14 protein-coding genes are annotated in these 18,275 nt (G+C 34.4%); 4 read left to right on the forward strand and 10 right to left on the reverse strand.

The annotated features are described in order from the left end of the window. Positions 1 to 192: 192 nt before the first annotated feature. The 3 genes from QO182_RS17600 to QO182_RS17610 form a co-directional block, all read right to left on the reverse strand. The gene (locus QO182_RS17600; protein ID WP_371539097.1) at positions 193 to 2,058 is read right to left on the reverse strand and encodes a PAS domain-containing protein; all 1,866 of its coding nucleotides are present in this window, start codon (positions 2,056 to 2,058) and stop codon (positions 193 to 195) included. A 278-nt stretch (positions 2,059 to 2,336) separates the two neighbouring features. Further along, positions 2,337 to 4,226 carry a heavy metal translocating P-type ATPase gene (locus QO182_RS17605; protein ID WP_371539099.1) on the reverse strand — a complete coding sequence of 630 codons (1,890 nt, stop codon included), beginning with the start codon at positions 4,224 to 4,226 and terminating at the stop codon, positions 2,337 to 2,339. A 24-nt stretch (positions 4,227 to 4,250) separates the two neighbouring features. Next, positions 4,251 to 7,094, reverse strand: coding sequence for a M16 family metallopeptidase (locus QO182_RS17610; RefSeq protein WP_371563109.1), 2,844 nt, complete (start codon positions 7,092 to 7,094; stop codon positions 4,251 to 4,253). A 535-nt stretch (positions 7,095 to 7,629) separates the two neighbouring features. On the opposite strand from QO182_RS17610, the gene QO182_RS17615 reads away from it, so the two are divergent. After that, positions 7,630 to 8,070, forward strand: coding sequence for a hypothetical protein (locus tag QO182_RS17615; RefSeq protein WP_371539104.1), 441 nt, complete (start codon positions 7,630 to 7,632; stop codon positions 8,068 to 8,070). Positions 8,071 to 8,162: 92 nt separating this feature from the next. On the opposite strand, the gene QO182_RS17620 is transcribed toward QO182_RS17615, so the two are convergent. The 6 genes from QO182_RS17620 to QO182_RS17645 all read right to left on the reverse strand — a co-directional run bounded on the left by QO182_RS17620 (position 8,163) and on the right by QO182_RS17645 (position 14,063). Further along, positions 8,163 to 9,413: a peptidylprolyl isomerase gene (locus tag QO182_RS17620; RefSeq protein WP_371563112.1), complete on the reverse strand. Its 1,251-nt coding sequence runs from the start codon at positions 9,411 to 9,413 to the stop codon at positions 8,163 to 8,165. A 41-nt stretch (positions 9,414 to 9,454) separates the two neighbouring features. Further along, on the reverse strand, positions 9,455 to 10,579 hold the full coding sequence (locus QO182_RS17625; RefSeq protein ID WP_371563115.1) for a peptidylprolyl isomerase: 1,125 nt from the start codon (positions 10,577 to 10,579) through the stop codon (positions 9,455 to 9,457). A 19-nt stretch (positions 10,580 to 10,598) separates the two neighbouring features. After that, on the reverse strand, positions 10,599 to 11,270 hold the full coding sequence (gene gldI / locus QO182_RS17630; protein ID WP_371563118.1) for a gliding motility-associated peptidyl-prolyl isomerase GldI: 672 nt from the start codon (positions 11,268 to 11,270) through the stop codon (positions 10,599 to 10,601). A 6-nt stretch (positions 11,271 to 11,276) separates the two neighbouring features. Beyond that, the gene (locus tag QO182_RS17635; RefSeq protein WP_371563120.1) at positions 11,277 to 12,284 is read right to left on the reverse strand and encodes a bifunctional oligoribonuclease/PAP phosphatase NrnA; all 1,008 of its coding nucleotides are present in this window, start codon (positions 12,282 to 12,284) and stop codon (positions 11,277 to 11,279) included. A gap of 67 nt (positions 12,285 to 12,351) precedes the next feature. After that, entirely contained in the window at positions 12,352 to 13,608 is a 1,257-nt protein-coding gene (locus QO182_RS17640) for a voltage-gated chloride channel family protein (protein WP_371563123.1), read from the reverse strand. 44 nt (positions 13,609 to 13,652) lie between these two features. Further along, positions 13,653 to 14,063, reverse strand: a complete 411-nt coding sequence (locus tag QO182_RS17645) for a RidA family protein (RefSeq protein WP_371543106.1) — start codon at positions 14,061 to 14,063, stop codon at positions 13,653 to 13,655. Positions 14,064 to 14,324: 261 nt separating this feature from the next. Between QO182_RS17645 and QO182_RS17650 the strand changes: the two genes are divergently transcribed. Beyond that, the gene (locus QO182_RS17650) at positions 14,325 to 14,921 is read left to right on the forward strand and encodes a hypothetical protein (RefSeq protein WP_371543109.1); all 597 of its coding nucleotides are present in this window, start codon (positions 14,325 to 14,327) and stop codon (positions 14,919 to 14,921) included. Positions 14,922 to 15,114: 193 nt separating this feature from the next. Continuing rightward, positions 15,115 to 15,816: a hypothetical protein gene (locus QO182_RS17655; RefSeq protein WP_371543112.1), complete on the forward strand. Its 702-nt coding sequence runs from the start codon at positions 15,115 to 15,117 to the stop codon at positions 15,814 to 15,816. 17 nt (positions 15,817 to 15,833) lie between these two features. On the opposite strand, the gene QO182_RS17660 is transcribed toward QO182_RS17655, so the two are convergent. Next, complete coding sequence (locus tag QO182_RS17660; RefSeq protein WP_371563126.1) at positions 15,834 to 16,361, reverse strand: hypothetical protein; 528 nt, start codon at positions 16,359 to 16,361, stop codon at positions 15,834 to 15,836. Between the two features lie 344 nt (positions 16,362 to 16,705). On the opposite strand from QO182_RS17660, the gene guaA reads away from it, so the two are divergent. After that, positions 16,706 to 18,235 (forward strand): glutamine-hydrolyzing GMP synthase, encoded by a 1,530-nt coding sequence (guaA, locus tag QO182_RS17665; RefSeq protein ID WP_371563128.1) that lies wholly within the window; start codon positions 16,706 to 16,708, stop codon positions 18,233 to 18,235. Positions 18,236 to 18,275: the final 40 nt, after the last annotated feature.

Genomic DNA, 18,275 nt, shown 5'->3' on the forward strand with positions numbered 1-18,275 from the left:
TTGAAAAAAGGGTTCAACTTTAATTAAAAAGGCAAACCCCTATTTTTTTAACTTACACACTTTACGGGACAGTGTCCATATGCCAACTTACAATAGCGATTTGCGACGCGATACTATTATTTTAAGCATCCTTAGAGAAGAGTGGTTTGGGGATGTTAAGCAGCGTCTTGTTGATGCTATAACAGATTTAAACTAATCTCCAAGCTTGGATTCTTTTTCTTTGCCATCTTCTTCTTTTGTATCATTATCTTCTTTTATTTCCTCTTTCTCATCTTCCTCTTTTCTAAAACCAATTAATTGTCGGTATTTTGTTTCTGTTTTTTTTAATTCTTCCTCTAAGTGTTTGTATTTACTAATGTCTTTTATAGTAACAACAGCAGCAACTACGTTGTTATCCTGATCTACTAATGGTCTGCCGCTAATAAGAACTCGTTTTTTTTCGCGTTTAGCAGAGTTCCACAGGACCACATCGATATCATTTGTGATTTCTCCGTTTAATGCTCGTTCCATGGGTAAATTTTGTGAAGGAAAAACAGTCTTTTCATCAGGAAAGTAGAGTTCGAAATGGTCTGAAATATTAGGTGATATAAGATCATCTTCTTCAATTCCAAACATTTCATTTGCATTGTAATTTGCCATGATTACTTTTTTCTGTGCATTTGCAACAATAATACCTTCGCTTATATTCTCTAGAATCAGTCTTAATTTTTGTTCGTTTTCATAAAGTTCATCAATTGCCTGTTGTTGCTCTTGTTCTAATTGTACAAGTGTTGTGATATCTCGAGCGACGGCATACATTAATTCCGTTTTTGAGTCAGCAATGGCAGACCAAACAAGCCATTTAGTAGAGCCGTCTTTACAAATCCACCTATTTTTAAACTCCAGTACTTGGGAGCCATCTCGAATCGTTTCAATTTGCTTTTGGGTACTTTCCTTATCATCAGGATGTACAAAGTGGAGAAAGGGCTGGCTTAAAAGCTCCTTTTCAGAATACCCCAACGTTTTAATCATTGTAGGATTTATTTTTTCAAAATTTTCCCTAGAAGCGATAATCATAATATCTAATGAGATATTGAAAAAATTATCAGCTGCTTTTAATGATTTTTCAATTTCAACCGATTGGGTTACATCAGTGGCAACGGCATACAATAAACCCGTTTTTACGTCAGGAAAGGTAGACCACTGAATCCATTTGATAGATCCGTTTTTACCTATATATCGGTTTTTAAACTGTGTCGTAGTAGCTCCAGTTTCCAGTTTAACCACTTCCCCTTCTGTATTTGTTTTATCTTCTTGATAAACAAAGTTGAGGAAGGGCTGGCTTAATAGCTCTTCTTCAGAATAACCTAGTATTCTAACTGTAGCAGGATTTACTTTAACAAAGTGAGTTGATGAAGCAATAATCATCATTTCTGCCGACATAGTAAAGAATTTATCAGATGCAATTAAAGACTTCTCCATTTCCTTTCTTTCAGTAATATCGGTAGATATCCCTCCGATGGCATAGATTCTTCCAGTTGAATCATATAAAGGGAACTTTACAGCTATGTATGTATGGTCGCCATCTTTTTGCTGTATGGTTTCTTCGGTCTTCAATTCACGTAGTTTTTTTACGACTTCAATATCGGAGTTTCTGTAGGTGTCAGCAACAGTTTCTGGTAAAAAATCAAAGTCTGTTTTTCCTATGATTTCATCATTCGATATTTTAAATAGATCGCCAAATTGTTTGTTGATCAATATATATTCTCCGTTTATTCTTTTTATAAAAATGGGATTGGATGTATTGTCAATAATAGACTGAAGTAATTGCCTGTTGTCGAATAGTGATTTTTGAGATGCTTTTTTAGCTTTTAATTGCGAATGAATAATAAAATAGACAACAATTAATAAAATGATGGATAGTGCAAATAAAGCAACCTCTATCCAATCTAATCTCGCATCCAATGTTTCGTCTCTTTGCTTGTCAAGACGTGAAATGAAAATCCATCCTGAAGCAATGACTACAAGTACATTTATAACAAATCCTAGAAAGATTTTTTTTTCAAACGATATTTTCATTATCTAACATTTTAATTTAATTTTTAAAAAGCTTGATAAGGCAAGGGTTACTTGTCTATCAGTATGAAAGTTAATGAATTATATCCAATTTATTATCTCAAAATTAATTTTTTTAAAGTGAAAGACTACACAAAAAGGATTATCAGTAGATGGTCTACTAAATTTTAATTCTGAAAATTGATTCGGAATTTCTAATTAATTTTTTCTTGTTTTTATCCCCTAAAAACGGAAAGTCAGTTGATAGCTATATTTTTTTTAAGCAAGAGATTAGTTGGCCTTTATTTGTTTTCAAATTTCATCAAGTTTAGGCTCAATAAAATTACAACCAAAGTAACGCCAACATCTGCAGCAATTGCAAAAACCAGATTACTATAGCCCATAAAGGCTAATGCGATAAAAATTACTTTTACCGTGATGGCTCCTATCGTATTGATTTTTATTCTTAGCAAGGTTTTTTTGCTGAGACGAATCAAAAACGGAATAAGGGAAAGTTTATCGTTCATCAAGGCAATATTGGCCGTTTCAATTGCGGTATCGCTCCCAGCAGCTCCCATTGCAATCCCCACGGTACTCAATGCAAGAGCCGGCGCATCGTTTATACCGTCACCCACCATGGCGACGCTACCATATTCTTTTAGTAGGGCACTCATTTCCTCCGATTTGTTTTCTGGAAGCAAGCCTCCAAATACTTTTTTAACACCTACTTTTTTAGCAACATAGTGAGCTGCTTTTTCACTGTCGCCCGTTAGCATTATTAATTCGATATGAAGTGCTTGCAATTCCTTTATAGCAGTAATACTATCCGGTTTAATGGCATCGGTCAAACCAATAATACCAGCTACGCCTTTACCAAAACTGACAACTACACTTGTTTTACCCTCGGAAGCTAATTGTTCGACAATTTTTTCAGCCTCTTCATTTACTTCATGATATTCTCGAATGAATTCAAGTTTGCCTACATAAACAGTTTCATTCTCACAAACTAAACACCTTGCAATAGCTCCTTTCCCCATGATGCTTTTAAAACCTTCGGCTTTATGCGGTTCAAATCCCTCCGCTTTGCTTGCTGTTACGATGGCTTGCGCCAATGGGTGTTCAGAGAAAACTTCTGTTCCAGCAGTACAAGCTAACAATTCTTCGCGGCTAGTTCCGTTTAACGGAAAAACATCGGTAACAATTGGAGTACCATAAGTGATGGTTCTGGTTTTATCTAAGGCAATTGCTTTCACTTGAGCCATGGCCTCGATGTATTTCCCTCCTTTTACCAGAGCCCCTTTTGCGGAAGCATTTCCTATAGCAGCATAGATAGCAACCGGTGTAGAGATTACAAGTGCACATGGACAGGCAATCACTAAGAGCGTAATGGCTTGTTTCAACCACAGATCAAAATCCAAGTGCAGTATGAAAACGGGGACTGCAAAAACCAAAACCGCCATTGCGATTATTGTAGGCGTATAGAATTTAGAAAAGCGTTGGATAAATTTTTGGGTATCACCTCTGGACGCTGCAGCTTCAAATGTCAGCCGAATTATTTTTGCAAAGGTCGTGTCTATGGAAAGGGTTGTAGTTTCCATTTCGATAAAACCATTTTTGTTGAGCGTTCCCGCAAATAAAATATCGCCGTGGCGTTTGTCTTTTGGGATAGGTTCTCCGGTAATTGCTGCTTCATCAACGGTAGTTTCTCCAGATGTTATTTTTCCATCTAATGGAATCATTTCACCTGGTTTTACTTGAATGACAGTCCCTACAGAAACTTTATTTACTGCAATATTTTTATTTTCTAATTTTACAAAAGCGGTTTTTGGGGCTATATTCACTAATTGGTCCAATGCCGATTTTGAGTTCTCAAGACCAATATCCTCCAGACGTTCACCTAAAACGTAAAGGACAATAACAACTGCCGCTTCGGGATATTCGCCTAAATAAAAGGCAGCAACAACAGCAATGGTCATCAGTAAATTAATGCTGCTGAATTTAAGTTTAAAAATTGCTTTTATACCATTCATCAAAACCTCGTGACCTATACCTATAATAAATGCGGCGAAAATATAAGGTGCGTAGGGCATAGGAATGTGTATGCCAATAATCGACAAAATTTCTAAAGTGATAACAATTGTTACGGAAGAAAGTAGAAAGAGAAATTTTTTATCGTCTATTGGCAATTTCATAAGCTGAATTTTATTCTGTTTAGTTTAATTATTAGTTGTCTTTTTATTTAAAAGAACTGGTTCTCCAAAACCAATTTGCTCTAATTTTTTCAATTGAGTTTCTGCATCCCCTACAATTAAATAAATCATCTTGCTGGAGTTTAGATACTTGTCAGAAAGCGCTTTTATATCTGCAATTGTAATGTTTTTTACTGTATTCTCCCTTTGTTTAGCGTAATCAACTGGGAAGTTGTAGTTGCTTATTTCATAAAGCATGTTCAATTTAGAGGCCATTGTTTCAAATTCTCTGGCATTGCTTTTAATCAAATATCCTTTTGTGATATTGAGGTCGTTTTCATTGAAATTAGTACCATATTTTTCGATGATCTCTTTTATTAATCCTACTGATTCATAAGTTACATTTGATCGTACTCCGCTATAAATAGTGAAAGGACCTTTGTTATTCGAACCGTCAAAAGACGAGCCAATTCCATAAGTGTAACCTTTTCCTTCACGCAGTTCTTGCGTAAGCTGTGATGCAAAACTACCTCCTCCTAAACGGTAATTCATAATGTCAGCAGGATAGAAATCTGCGTCTGTGGCAGCAAGCGCTGGATATCCAATTCTTATTACTGATTGTTTTGCACCGGGAACATCGTAGAAATAGATCTTAGAGCTTGCTGGTGCATCTGCAATTTTCATTGTTGGGATAGCAACTTCTTTAGACTTCCAGTTTTTATTTAAAGTAGCTAAAGAACTATTCACCTGCGATTTTGAAACGGCTCCTACAATTTGGAAATTAGTAACAGAAGGTGAAATGTTTTGGTTGTAATACGTTTTTAAATCATCAAGGGTAATGCTGTTAATTGAGTTCTCAGTACCAATTCGATTATTCGATAAAAGTGATTCTTTTCCGTAAATTAATTTTTTGAACTCATTTTTCGCAATACTATTTGGATCCGCCTTTTGCTGTAGCACTTGGCTTAATGTACTTTGTTTTATTAAATCAAATTCTTTAGTATCCCAGCGAGGCTGTAATATAATTTCCTGAACTAATTTTATTGTTTCATTGTAATTCTTTGCCAGTGTGTTTCCAGTAATCATAATGGATTCATCGGTTGCAAATGCGTTAATGGTGGCTCCAAGGCTTTCGATCGCATTTTCTAATTGCTCGGGCGTTTTATTTTGAGTTCCTTTAGTAAGTAACTGTGCTAGCATATTTGAAACACCAATTTTAGCGGGGTTTTCCAGTAACATCCCTCCTTTTATTTGCATTTGAAATTTTACCAACGGCACTTCATAGTTTTCTATTCCTAAGAGTGTTAATCCTGACGGTGATTTTTCTTTCCATACTGTTGGCAGCACAACCTCAGGACTTTCGCCATAGGCAGGTTCGCCACTTCGGTCAAAGCTCGAAGGTGTTTTTTCATAAGTTGCGGCAATACTTGCGTCAAATGATTCTTCTTTACCTTCAATGATTTTTTCTTCAGCGACCTTTGCTAAAGTGGACCCTTCCAAAGCTAAGTTAGCTTCGCCTTTTGGTACAAAACTAGTCGCAATGAAATGTTTGTCTTTTATATATTTTTTATAAACTCGCATCACATCTTCTTTGGTTACAGCAAGGATGTTTTTTACGTCTTGATTAATGAAATCAGGAGTTCCTGCAAAGATTTCATATTGGGCTAACTGAAAGCCTTTTCCTAAAACACTAGATAGTCCGTTGTAAAATGCAGTTTCTTGTCCTGCTTTAATTCGATCTAAATCCTGTTGCGAAATACCATGGCTTTCAAAGTTTTTAAAGGCTTCGTTAATTCCATTCATCACGGTATTCAAATCTGTTTTGTCGAAAGCAACAACATTAAGGATGTACTGTCCTGCTATTTCAGAATTGTATTGTGATAATTCAACTTCATCGGTTAGTTTTTTATCTTCTACCAGTGTTTTGTATAAAGGCGCTTTCTTGCCTTTAGAAAGATAACTGGCCAGAACTTCTAGTGCATAACTATCAGGATGGTATTCGTAAACAGAGGGCCAGGTTAGTGTAAGTTGAGGCAAACGAGCAAAATTATCCTCAAAATAGAATTTTTTAGTTTTAGTCAGGGTTACGGGCTGTTTTTCCATTTTAGGAATAGATTCACCACGTTTAATTTCGCCAAAATATTTTTGCACCCATGCTTTGGCTTGTTTTACATCAAAATCCCCCGCGATGGTTAGCGTTACATTATTAGGAATATACCAGCGGTTGTAAAAATCTTTTACATCTTGAAGAGATGCATTTTGTAAATCTTCTAAAGAACCAATTACTTCCCAATGGTAAGGATGGTTTTCAGGATATAAATTTTTATTGATTATTGCAAAATTATTCCCATAAGGTCTATTGTCGTAGCTCTGTCTTTTTTCGTTTTTTACGACTTGCTTCTCTTTAGCGAGAACTGGATCTGTCACCGTATTAATGAAATAGCCTAGTTTATCGGCTTCTGCCCAAATCATTTTTTCTAAGGCGTCTTTTGGAACAGTTTGAAAGTAATTTGTGCGGTCTCTGCTCGTGGAACCATTGGCACCAGAACCTCCAATACGGGCACTCATTTTATCCAAACCACCTTTTCCTAGATTCTCTGACTCTAAAAATAAAAGATGTTCAAATAAATGGGCAAAACCAGTACGACCGGCTTTTTCTCTTGCTGATCCCACATGGCTAGTTAAGGCAACCGCAACTACGGGGTCAGATCGATCAATATGCATAATGACATGCAGGCCATTGTCTAAGGAGAATTGTTCAAATTCTACTTTGAACTCTTTTGTTTTCGTCGTTTTGGCTTCGTTTTGTGAATAAGAAACTAATACAGTGAATAAGAAAATTGGGAGGGTTAGAAATTGGAGTGATTTCATTTTGAAATTTTAAATTATTGTTATTTATTAAACGGAGTTATTAAAATTAGATTCCAAGGTTGTTAGAATCATCTCTTGTTTTTTTGGTAAAAAAAATGAAGTTGGTGTACTTTTTTAATATCGGGAACTAAGTTAATGAAAAATAGCGTTTCCTGTAATTAATGTAAGATTTTATCTCTTGACATAATGATTATTCTCTTTTCAGTGTATAGTAAAATTTAAAATAATTTAATAGCAGAAGTTTCTATTACTGTTTCTCTTTGCTCATTCTGAAAGATTTTAGAATTAAATAATTCAGGAAATGTTAGATAAGATATGGCTTATTATTAATCGTACTTTTGATAGCGTTTAGAAGATTTTTAATAAAAAGAAGAGAAGTAAGAAGTAATCAAAATTTTTATTCATTTTTATCTTTTGGGAGTTTATTGCTATTGATAGTCTATGCAGTTTAACTTTAATTTTGAAAAGGGAGTTTAATCTTAAAAAAGGAAATACCTTTGTCGTTTAGTTTTAAAAATTTAAATCTTTCTCAATAATGAAAATAAACTTAAAGAACGGAATTGATCAACTCATTTTCGGGATGAAACAAAAGGATGTTACCGCGATATACGGTAAACCGGATAGAAACTATAAGGATGAAGATGACAACGTTATTTTTGCTTATAATACACTTAAAATACGTTTGACATTCTACAAAGAGGAGGACTTTAAACTAGGGTATATGGTAGCTTCTAATCCAAATTTAGAGTTATTCGGACATAAAGTGATTAATAGAAAAATCAGTGAAGTCAAAAAAGAATTGGCTGCAAAAGGAGTAGCCAAATTCACTCAGGAAGAATTTGATACTTTCGAAAACTATTTTAATGAAGATAATTGGATTATCTTTCAAACAGAATTTGATGAGGTTGTAAAAGTGGAAGTAGGTGCAATCATCAATCAAAAAGATGAATTTGACTGGAAGTTTAAGAGCAAATAATAGTTAGAGAACTCTATAAAACAAAAACCCGATACATTTTTAATGTATCGGGTTTTTGTTTTAAAGTCTCATTAAAAGTCTTTATGTTATTGTTATTGTTTTGGTGTTGTTGTTGGTTTTTCGAACATTTCCAATTCAAAAATCAGGGTCGTATTTGGCGGTATAACACCACCAGCACCTTGTTCCCCATAAGCTAGCTTAGAGGGGATAAAAGCGACTACCTTGTCTCCATAAGACATTAAAGATAATGCTTCTAAAAAGCCAGGAATCATACCCTCTTTTTTTCCTGCTTGAAAAGGAAAAGCCTGGTATCCGTTTTGTGCGGCTCTATACTGATCGTATTTACCGTACGATTTATTTACGTCTTCATAGCTACTGTCAAATAAGCTTCCATCTTCAAAATAACCGGCATAGTGAAAATAGAAAGTACTACCGTCAATCGGTTTTACATCTGTACCTTTTTGAACTATTTTGTAAGTCAATCCAGAAGGTGTTGTAGTAGCAGTTGCTTTTACAGTAGCGAAATAAGCCTTTTTTGAAGCGATTACCGGCGCATATTTTTCCATATAGACTTTTTTACTTTCTGCTTCAGCCGCTGCTTGCTTCGCTTTGTTTCCTGCTTCAGCTGCTACTTGCTTCGCTTTATTTTCTGCATCGATTAATGCTTGTTTCTTAGCATCTTCTTCTTTATTTAAAAAATAATCGGAGAATACTTTTGGAGCATCAAACTTTTTTGCCAAAGCACCTTTTCTTGTAATAGTTATCTTTGTAATCGCATCACCCTGAGCAATCGCATTTACGACGTTCATGCCCTCAGTTACATGGCCAAAAATAGTGTGCTTTCCGTTTAACCATGGCGTATCTTTATGAGTTATAAAAAACTGAGTGGAATTGCTCGCTGGACCAGAGTTGGCCATAGCCAAAACACCACTTTTGTCAAACTTCAGGTCAGTGACTTCATCTTTAAAAGCGTAGCCAGCAGTACCACCACCACTTCCTGTAGGATCTCCTCCCTGAATCATAAAGTCTTTGATGACTCTGTGAAATTTTAAACCATCATAAAAAGGTTTCCCCTTCAATTTATCATTTGTAACAAAAGTGTTTTTTCCTTCAACAAGCGAAATGAAATTAGCAACCGTAACAGGTGTTTTTTCAAACTCTAACTGAGTGGTTATATCGCCTTTAGTTGTAGAAATAGTTGCAAAGATACCTTCGACAACTGGAGCTTTTACTACGGCCTTAACTGCTGAGACAGGTTTCTTAGTAGGGACTATTTTTTTTGTGGTTTGAGCCTGTGCACTTATCATTCCGATGCACATTAAAAATAGAAGTTTAAGTTTCATTTTATATTTATTTAAGGAATAATTTATAAAGATCTATTCGGCTATTGAGGCATTACTTCCATTAATTCGATTTCGAAAACGATATTTGCATTAGGAGGAATTACATCTCCCGCGCCACCAGCACCGTAGGCTAAGTGAGAGGGGATGAACAAAATTGCTTTATCACCAAAAGATAATTTTTCTAACCCTTCAATGAAACCAGGAATCATGCCATCTTTTTTTCCTGCCTGAAAAGGAATAGGCTGATATCCATTTTGAGCAGCTCTGTCTGGATCAAATTTCCCATAAGTTTGAGCTACATTTTCTATACTCGTATCAAAAAGATGACCGTCTTCCAGAAAACCTGCGTAATGAATAGATAGCGGTGCACCCTTTGCAGGTTTTTTGCCCCCTGCTTTGTGAGTGATTACATATTTAAGGCCGGTAGAAGTTTTTGTTGCTTTACTTTTTAAGGCATTAAAATATTTAACCTTGTCTTCACGAACATCTTTATATTTCTCGTCGTATTTTTTTTTGCTTTGTTCTGCTAAAGCCAATTTTTGCTTTTGCTTTTCAGACTCCACAGAGAAGTAATCGTAGAATGTTTTTACCGCGTTAAACTTTTTTGCAGCTTCTCCTTTTCGAATAATTGTAACTTTATTCAAGTAGTCGTTCTGTTCAATCAAGTTTACAACATTCATTCCTTTATCAACTACATGTCCAAAAATGGTGTGCTTACCGTCTAACCATGGGGTTGCAACATGCGTAATAAAAAATTGACTGCTATTAGTTGCAGGGCCATTATTTGCCATTGCCAAAACGCCACCACCATCAAAACGCAAATCGGTAATTTCATCCTTAAATTTGTATCCGGCATCACCTGAACCTGTACCTAATGGATCTCCAGTTTGTATCATGAAATCTTTAATAACTCTGTGGAACCTCAGGCCATCATAAAATGGTTTTGCTTTCAGGTTATCATTGGTAACGAAATCATTTTTACCTTCGGCCAAAGTAACAAAGTTGGCTACAGTAATAGGTGCTTTTTTATAATCTAAAGCTACTATTATAGTTCCTCTGCTAGTTTCTAGTTTTGCATATAAACCATCTGGAAGATTGCTGTTTTCCTCATTGCAGGAATATAGTGTAGCAATTGCAAGTAATACGAATAGGATTCTTTTTTTCATAACGATAGTGATTAACTTACTATTTTAAAGTGTCTTTTGCTTTTTTTATTGGAGCTGCTGCTTGTGGGGTACTGTCTGGTTGTGCCTTTTTTAAAGTTGGAACTGTAGTAATTGATTTTGTTTCCAATTGTTTTTTATAAACGGCTTCCGGTTTAAAATCGTGTAATGTAACAGTACAGATTAAAGGCTGGTTTACACCAATTCTTTTATTGTCTCCATGATAACCAAACCCCATATGCGAAGGAAAAAGAAAATTTACTTTTTCATTTTTATGCATTAGTTTGATTCCGTCTCTTAATCCCATCATAATGTCCTGTTTATCGACATAATATATTTGTGGTCTCAATTCTAATTCAGAGTATATGACAGCACCACTAAGGTCTTTTATTTCATAATCAAAGAAAACGACATCTCCTCTTTTTGGGCTTAGGGTGTCTATTTCATTTGCAGTTTCATAAGAATACCAATAGCCTTTTGAAGAAGCAATATAATCCACTTCTGGATCGCTTTTCATTAGTTTCTTGATCTGATCTTCTTCGCCAGCCACTAATTTTTTATTTCTTACCACTGATTTTTTCATGAAACTTCCTGAAGTTTGTGAAATTGGTCTTCGGGCTTCCTGCTGCTGTTTACAACTGGAAACCGTAAGAAAAAAAAATAAAGCAATTGCAATAATAGGACTAAATTTCATGATGTCTTATATTGTTAGTTTTGTTATTAAATCTTCAAATTTACGTACTGTTTCTTCCATGGATACTTCTGATTTTCCTCCAGCCGCATTGCGGTGTCCTCCACCTTGAAAATGATCTCTTGCAAATTGATTTACATCAAAGTCTCCTTGTGAACGGAAAGATATTTTGATTATTTTTTCGTCCTTATTTTCGATGAAAATGGCTGTAAATACAATTCCTTTTATACTCAAACCATAGTTTACGATGCCTTCCGTATCTCCTTTCACATAACCAAAGGTATTCAATTCATCCTGAGTAAGGGTAGTATAGCTTGCATGATGTTCTGAAATTACCTTCAAATTTTGAAGTGCTCTACCCAATAGTTGCAATCTACTGTAAGAACTATTTTCAAAAAGTAAATTGGGTATTTTAGTGTTCTCAACACCTAAATCAATTAAATCAGCAACAATTCTATGTGTATTTCCTGTAGTTCCTGGGAATCTGAAAGAACCAGAGTCGGTTAGAATTCCAGTATAAATACAGGTTCCTATAGTCTTATCGATATCTTCTTTTTTACCAAGAAAGGAAATGAAGTTGTACAGCATTTCACAAGTAGAACCAAAAGAGGTGTCTGAATAAGTATAAGCAGCATAGTCATCTGGCTTTTGATGATGGTCAATCATTATAAATGGCGCCTTCATCACGGCTAAAACAGCCTCCATATCACCCCCTACACGGTGCAAGGCATTAAAGTCTAGCGTAAAAATAAGATCGGCGGTCTCTAGTATTTTAGTGCAATTTTCTTTGTCTTTTTCGAATATTTTAATGGCCTCTGAGCCTGGAAGCCAAGAAAGGAACTCCGGAAATTCATTAGGAGCAATCAAGATAGGTTCGTGATTGTTTTTTAATAAAAAATGATATAATCCTAAAGTAGAACCCATAGCATCCCCGTCAGGTCCTCTATGTGGAATGATTGCAATTTTTTTTGGTGTTGCTAATAACAACTGTATCGCTTGAATGTCTTGTATTTTCATAGTGTGCGAAATTACATTTTTTTAATGTAAAGTTGAAAATATTTAGAAGTTAACGTTGTTTTTCATTTCAAAAATTGTCTAATCTTCTTCTTTTGAATTTTTCATACAAATGATATTTAGGTCCTTTTACAATTTGTGAATTGTAAATACCTATTGGTCCCGAGGCTAAATAAGCTGTGAAACAAGCAATCCCTATAAATAATCCACTTTCTATACCAAAGAGTTCCATTCCCATAACGGTACAGGCAATAGGGGTATGTGTGGCTCCTGAAAAGACAGCTACAAACCCCATTCCAGCCAAAAGAGCAATAGGCATTGGGACAAAAATGGATAAGGCACTTCCCATGGTGGCGCCAATAAAAAATAAGGGAGTAACTTCACCTCCTTTAAATCCAGCACCTAAAGTAAATCCAGTGAATAATATTTTTAGTAAAAAGTCATAATATCCACTTGGATTAGAAAATGATTCGACAATTATAGGGACACCTAAACCTTGGTATTTTGTGGTTCCGATGAAATACATTGCGAATGCTAGTAGTATCCCTCCCACAAAAGGACGCAATGGCGGATATTGGATTGTTCGCGAAAATAATGCACCCCAAAAATGAGTGCTTCTTGAAAAAAGCATGGCTGCTAGTCCAAACAATATACTAACAGGAATAATCCAAAGCAGTAATTTAAAAGTAAATGCAGGGACGACAGGAATTGTATAATGGGTGTGTTGTACTTCCCAGAATTCGACTGTGTAGTACGCCATAAAGGCTACTAAAAAAGATAAAATAATGCTTTTGAAACTCACTTTACTAAAGTAGAGTACCTCTAAAGCAAATAAAGCACCGGTCAACGGTGTCCCAAAAACGGAAGCAAATCCCGCACTGATTCCGAGTATGATAATTGTTCTTCTGTCTGAATTATCAAGTTTAAAAAGGCCCGTAAACTGATCGGCTATTGCACCTCCCATTTGCACAGCAGTTCCTTCACGACCGGCTGAGCCTCCAAAGAAATGGGTAATGATCGTACCTACTAACACTAACGGAGGCATTATTAAAGGAATCCTCTTTTTAGGAGTTTCATATTCTTCTAATAATAAATTGTTTCCTTTTACTGCTTCTTGACCATAATAGTGATATCCTAATCCTATAACTAATCCACCTATTGGCAAAAGCCAAATAATCCAGTTGTGCTGCCCTCTATATTGAGCAGCCCAATTTAACGCCACTAATAAAAAAGCAGAGGCTGAGCCAGACAAAAAACCTATCAAAACACAAATGAAAATCCATTTGAGAGCTCCTTCTACAATTTTTTTTATTTTTTCTAAATTCATTCTTTTCAACATCGGTATTACCCAAGCAATTTTTTGCTAAAGTATTATATTCCTTCGGAAATATTGTGTTTTTCAGGAAGTACAGCTGTAAATTCAATTTCTACAAGATATTCAGGAGCTACTAATTTACTAATTTCATAAAAACCGGTAGTAGGTTTTACTTCTTTAAAAAAATGTGCATGTGCTTTAGCAACGGCCTCAAAGGAAGTGATGTCAGTAGTAAAAATTCGGGTGCGAATGACATCTTTCATGCTTGCATTTAAATCTTCAAGTACTTTTTCTACTCTTTCAAGAATATTAAATGTTTGAGAGTAAGCATCATCTGCTTTTACTTTTTCTCCATCTACAATCGCTACGGTTCCTGAAACTTCAATAATATTCCCAATACGTACAGCGCGACAATAGCCCATTTTATCTTCCCAAGGCGAACCTGTTAATATGTTTTCTCTTTTCATTTTGATAGTTTTTAGCTTGTTAATTAAGGAATGGTATTTGGTTATCTAGTTTTTGGTATATTTTTTGCAATTTATAAAAAATATTAAAATAAAAAATACTGATTTTATATAAATAAGTTCGATTTTGAAAGGGCTGCTTTAGCATATTTTATTTACTAAAACATACTATTATTGAAAATTTGAAGTTATAAAAGGAAGTATAAAGTATACCATTTTTATGTTTTTATAATTTTGGTTTTTTACTTTAAAAAAAATGAACATATGATAAATAGATACACAATTAAAATGAAGCAAATTTTCTTTTTTCTTTTTTTATTAGGAATGATTTCTAATAGTTATTCTCAGGAAGAATTTAAAGGTAAATTTAAAGCGGTTCCTCCTAAAAGCAAAGAATTGAAAGTTGAGGCAGTAGTTCCTAGAGATCCAGGACCACCCCAGGTTATACCGTATGTTGCTGCTGCTATACCAGAAAACACTTTTAAAGTCCCCAAAAATGATGTTATAATTGCTTCAGAAGTTTATAGAAGAAATCAAGATTTAGGTCTTTTTAAAACCAATTCTAAAACAGCAAAAGTTAGGTATCGCGATGCAGCTTATGTTGATGGTGATAAAATTAGGATTTACGTAAACTATAAAGTGGTAGATTATGAAGTTTTATTGGAAGGAGAATTTAAAGGATTTGAAATAAAACTTGAAAAAGGGATTAATAGAATAGATTTTGAAGCTTTAAATGAAGGTTTTGCCTCACCAAATACGGCAGAATTTGAAGTTTATGACGATAATGGAAAGTTGATCTCTTCAAGTCAATGGAATATAGGCGAAGGTTACAAGGCTACAATAATTGTAGACAAACAATAATCTATAAGTAGTTTGTTAATTTTTTTAAAACAATGAGGAATTGGATGGTGATACTAAGCCTAGAATGTGTTTCATTGCTAAATTAGGTTAATTTTTATTTAATGTTAGTCTAAGGTTTTGTTTTCTAAATAGAAAGCACGGTATATTTGTCGCAACTTGATATTTAGAGTATTTAAAAACAAAGTAGTATAATATGAAACAGATATTATTGGTTATTATGATGTGTTTTGCAATAAACAGCTATTCTCAAACTGAGTTTAGTTCTAAGTTTAAAGCAATACCTCCTTTAGATACAAGCATTAAAACTAAAAAAGCAATGCCAGCAACGGTTGCGCCACCAGATATTGTAGCTCCAAATATTTTAAAAAAGCCTGAAGTTAAATTTCAGAGTACTAATTTTAAAATTGGTGATCCTGATCCTATTTCTATGATTCAAACCAATGATTTTATTAATCCAGGTGATGAAATACGAGATAAAATGAACAAGAGTATTGAGAAGTCATTAGTAAGTAGTGGCTTAAAGGAGGATACATCGTATCTCAATTTAAAAGACTTGGATTTTGGAATCATTCGTACAAAGTCAAAATCTTTAGTGATTCGAGTGCGAGATTATGGTGCAATTGACGGAGATTTGATAAAGGCTACCGTTATACACAATTATAAGAGTGCTGTCGTAGCAAATAATTTATACTTAGAATCAAGTTTCAAGGACATCAAAATAGATCTTCAAGCGGGACTTAATTATTTAGAGTTACAGGCCTTAAACCGAGGGGCTTTGGGAGGAAATACAGGAGCTTTTTATATTTATGATAACGAAGGAAATTTATTACTGTCTGATTTATGGAATAATTTTGATACCGGAGTCAAATCTAAATTTACATTTATAAAAGAGTAAAAGTTTTTTTTTATATACTAGAAAGGATCTGCTGTAACTTTAAACTTCATGTCTGCTTTTACCGTAATATCTGTAGTCAGTGTTTCCCTAATGACTGCTTCCGTTCTCAATTTATAACTGGAAGCTTTGATGTAATTGTCTAATTTTTCAGAAGTGGGAGTAAGAACTATCGTGTTTGTTGTAGCGCTGATATTTTCCAAATAAGCCAACTCTATTTCATCATTTGCATCAGTTGAAATATAGATGTGGATTGATTTTAGAAAGCTAAAGGTTTTACCATCAGGATCTGTGATACTTAATTTTAATTCCTTCAATTTAACATCTTTGACTAAATTAGCTTTTGTGTTGTTGTTTTCAAATTCGGCGCTAGAGTTTGTAGGGACATCCGGCGTTACTATTCCACTAGCAATGTTAAGCGGAAAATTACTTGCGATTTTAAACTCTGTTTGATTGGAAACAGTAAATGTCAGTAACTGATCTACAACACTGCAGGAAACGATAAAAAGGCTTAAAGTGGCAAAGGCTGTATAAATATATTTTTTCAAAATGTTTTTTTTTTTTTTTTCATTGCAAAAGTAATTAATAAAAAAGGAGTAATGCTTTAATGAAGAGGCTTCTGTCTTTATATTTTTCTTTTTTGCTTATCGGTTTTTTTGTAAACAATTATATGCTAGTAGCTTGTGTTTTTTTTTGTATTTATATGTAGCTGTTTTTCATATGTAGTTATTTCTTATATTATATCATAATTAAGCTTAAAATCGAAGTGTTGGTTAGTTTTATTTTAGTAGTTTCCCCCTTTTTTATTATTATAAATGTTACGACGGAAAAATAATTTACAATTTTTCAAAATTCAATTTTTCAATTCCGAATATAAAAAGTATTTTTGCGCATGCAACACAACGTACTTATTTTAGATTTCGGATCGCAATATACACAGCTTATTGCGCGTAGAGTTCGCGAATTAAATATATTCTGCGAGATTTTCCCATACAATCATTTTCCGAGTGATTTATCAAGTTATAAAGCCGTAATTCTTGGTGGAAGCCCTTTTTCTGTTAGAGGAGAAGATGCGCTACATCCAGATTTATCTCAAATTAGAGGTAAACTACCTCTGCTTGCCGTATGTTACGGAGCACAATACTTAGCTCATTTTAGTGGTGGGGAAGTAGCAGCTTCAAATACGAGAGAATACGGTAGAGCTAATTTATCTTATATTAAAGAGGATGAAGTTTTCTTTGAAGGTGTTTCAGAGGGTAGCCAAGTCTGGATGAGTCATAGTGACAGTATAAAAGCTTTGCCAACTAATGGCGTAAAGCTTGCTAGTACGCACGATGTTGAATTTGCAGCTTATAAAATTGAGGGCGAAACAACTTATGCTATTCAGTACCATCCAGAAGTTTTTCACTCTACAGATGGATCAAAAATGCTGGAAAATTTCTTAGTAAAAATTGCCGAAGTTCCTCAAAATTTTACTCCAAATGCTTTCGTTGAAGAAATGGTTGCGGAGTTGAAAGAGAAAGTTGGAAATGATAAAGTGGTTTTAGGTCTTTCTGGCGGAGTAGATTCTACTGTAGCAGCGGTTTTATTACATCAAGCTATTGGTAAAAATCTATACTGTGTTTTTGTGAATAACGGATTACTTCGTAAAAACGAATACCAAAGTGTATTAGATCAATACAAAGGAATGGGTTTAAACGTTAAAGGAGTAGATGCCGGAGATCGTTTCTTGTCAGAATTGGCAGGAGTAAGTGATCCCGAAACCAAACGTAAAATTATTGGTAGAGTATTTATAGAAGTTTTTGATGATGAATCTCATTTAATTGAAGACGTAAAATGGTTAGCACAAGGAACCATTTATCCTGATGTAATTGAGTCGGTTTCTGTAAAAGGACCTTCAGCGACAATAAAATCTCACCATAATGTAGGTGGTTTACCTGATTATATGAAATTGAAAATAGTAGAGCCACTCCGTATGCTTTTTAAAGATGAGGTACGTAGAGTAGGGGCTTCATTAGGAATTGATCCAGAATTATTAGGAAGACATCCTTTTCCTGGACCTGGATTGTCTATTAGAATCTTAGGAGATATCACGCCTGAAAAAGTTAGTATTTTACAAGATGTAGATGCGGTTTTTATTGATGGTTTGAAATCTTGGGGATTGTATGACAAAGTATGGCAAGCTGGAGCAATTCTTCTTCCTGTAAATAGTGTTGGAGTAATGGGCGATGAACGTACTTATGAAAAAGTAGTTGCCTTACGTGCAGTTGAATCTACAGATGGTATGACAGCTGACTGGGTACATTTACCTTATGATTTCTTAATGAAAGTATCTAATGATATTATAAATAAAGTGAAAGGAGTTAATAGAGTGGTATATGACATTAGTTCAAAACCACCAGCAACAATTGAATGGGAATAGGACCTATTGATTGTCTATATTAAAAATTTAAATTTTAATG

Origin of the sequence: Flavobacterium sp. Arc2 (assembly GCF_041431385.1) — a bacterium.
GTDB lineage: Bacteria > Bacteroidota > Bacteroidia > Flavobacteriales > Flavobacteriaceae > Flavobacterium.

Bases quoted from the DNA above. Each gene is read 5' to 3' on its own strand.
- QO182_RS17600 (WP_371539097.1), bottom strand. From the start codon at position 2,058: ATGAAAATATCGTTTGAAAAAAAAATCTTTCTAGGATTTGTTATAAAT.
- QO182_RS17605 (WP_371539099.1), bottom strand. From the start codon at position 4,226: ATGAAATTGCCAATAGACGATAAAAAATTTCTCTTTCTACTTTCTTCC.
- QO182_RS17610 (WP_371563109.1), bottom strand. From the start codon at position 7,094: ATGAAATCACTCCAATTTCTAACCCTCCCAATTTTCTTATTCACTGTA.
- QO182_RS17615 (WP_371539104.1), top strand. From the start codon at position 7,630: ATGAAAATAAACTTAAAGAACGGAATTGATCAACTCATTTTCGGGATG.
- QO182_RS17620 (WP_371563112.1), bottom strand. From the start codon at position 9,413: ATGAAACTTAAACTTCTATTTTTAATGTGCATCGGAATGATAAGTGCA.
- QO182_RS17625 (WP_371563115.1), bottom strand. From the start codon at position 10,579: ATGAAAAAAAGAATCCTATTCGTATTACTTGCAATTGCTACACTATAT.
- gldI (WP_371563118.1), bottom strand. From the start codon at position 11,270: ATGAAATTTAGTCCTATTATTGCAATTGCTTTATTTTTTTTTCTTACG.
- QO182_RS17635 (WP_371563120.1), bottom strand. From the start codon at position 12,284: ATGAAAATACAAGACATTCAAGCGATACAGTTGTTATTAGCAACACCA.
- QO182_RS17640 (WP_371563123.1), bottom strand. From the start codon at position 13,608: ATGAATTTAGAAAAAATAAAAAAAATTGTAGAAGGAGCTCTCAAATGG.
- QO182_RS17645 (WP_371543106.1), bottom strand. From the start codon at position 14,063: ATGAAAAGAGAAAACATATTAACAGGTTCGCCTTGGGAAGATAAAATG.
- QO182_RS17650 (WP_371543109.1), top strand. From the start codon at position 14,325: ATGATAAATAGATACACAATTAAAATGAAGCAAATTTTCTTTTTTCTT.
- QO182_RS17655 (WP_371543112.1), top strand. From the start codon at position 15,115: ATGAAACAGATATTATTGGTTATTATGATGTGTTTTGCAATAAACAGC.
- guaA (WP_371563128.1), top strand. From the start codon at position 16,706: ATGCAACACAACGTACTTATTTTAGATTTCGGATCGCAATATACACAG.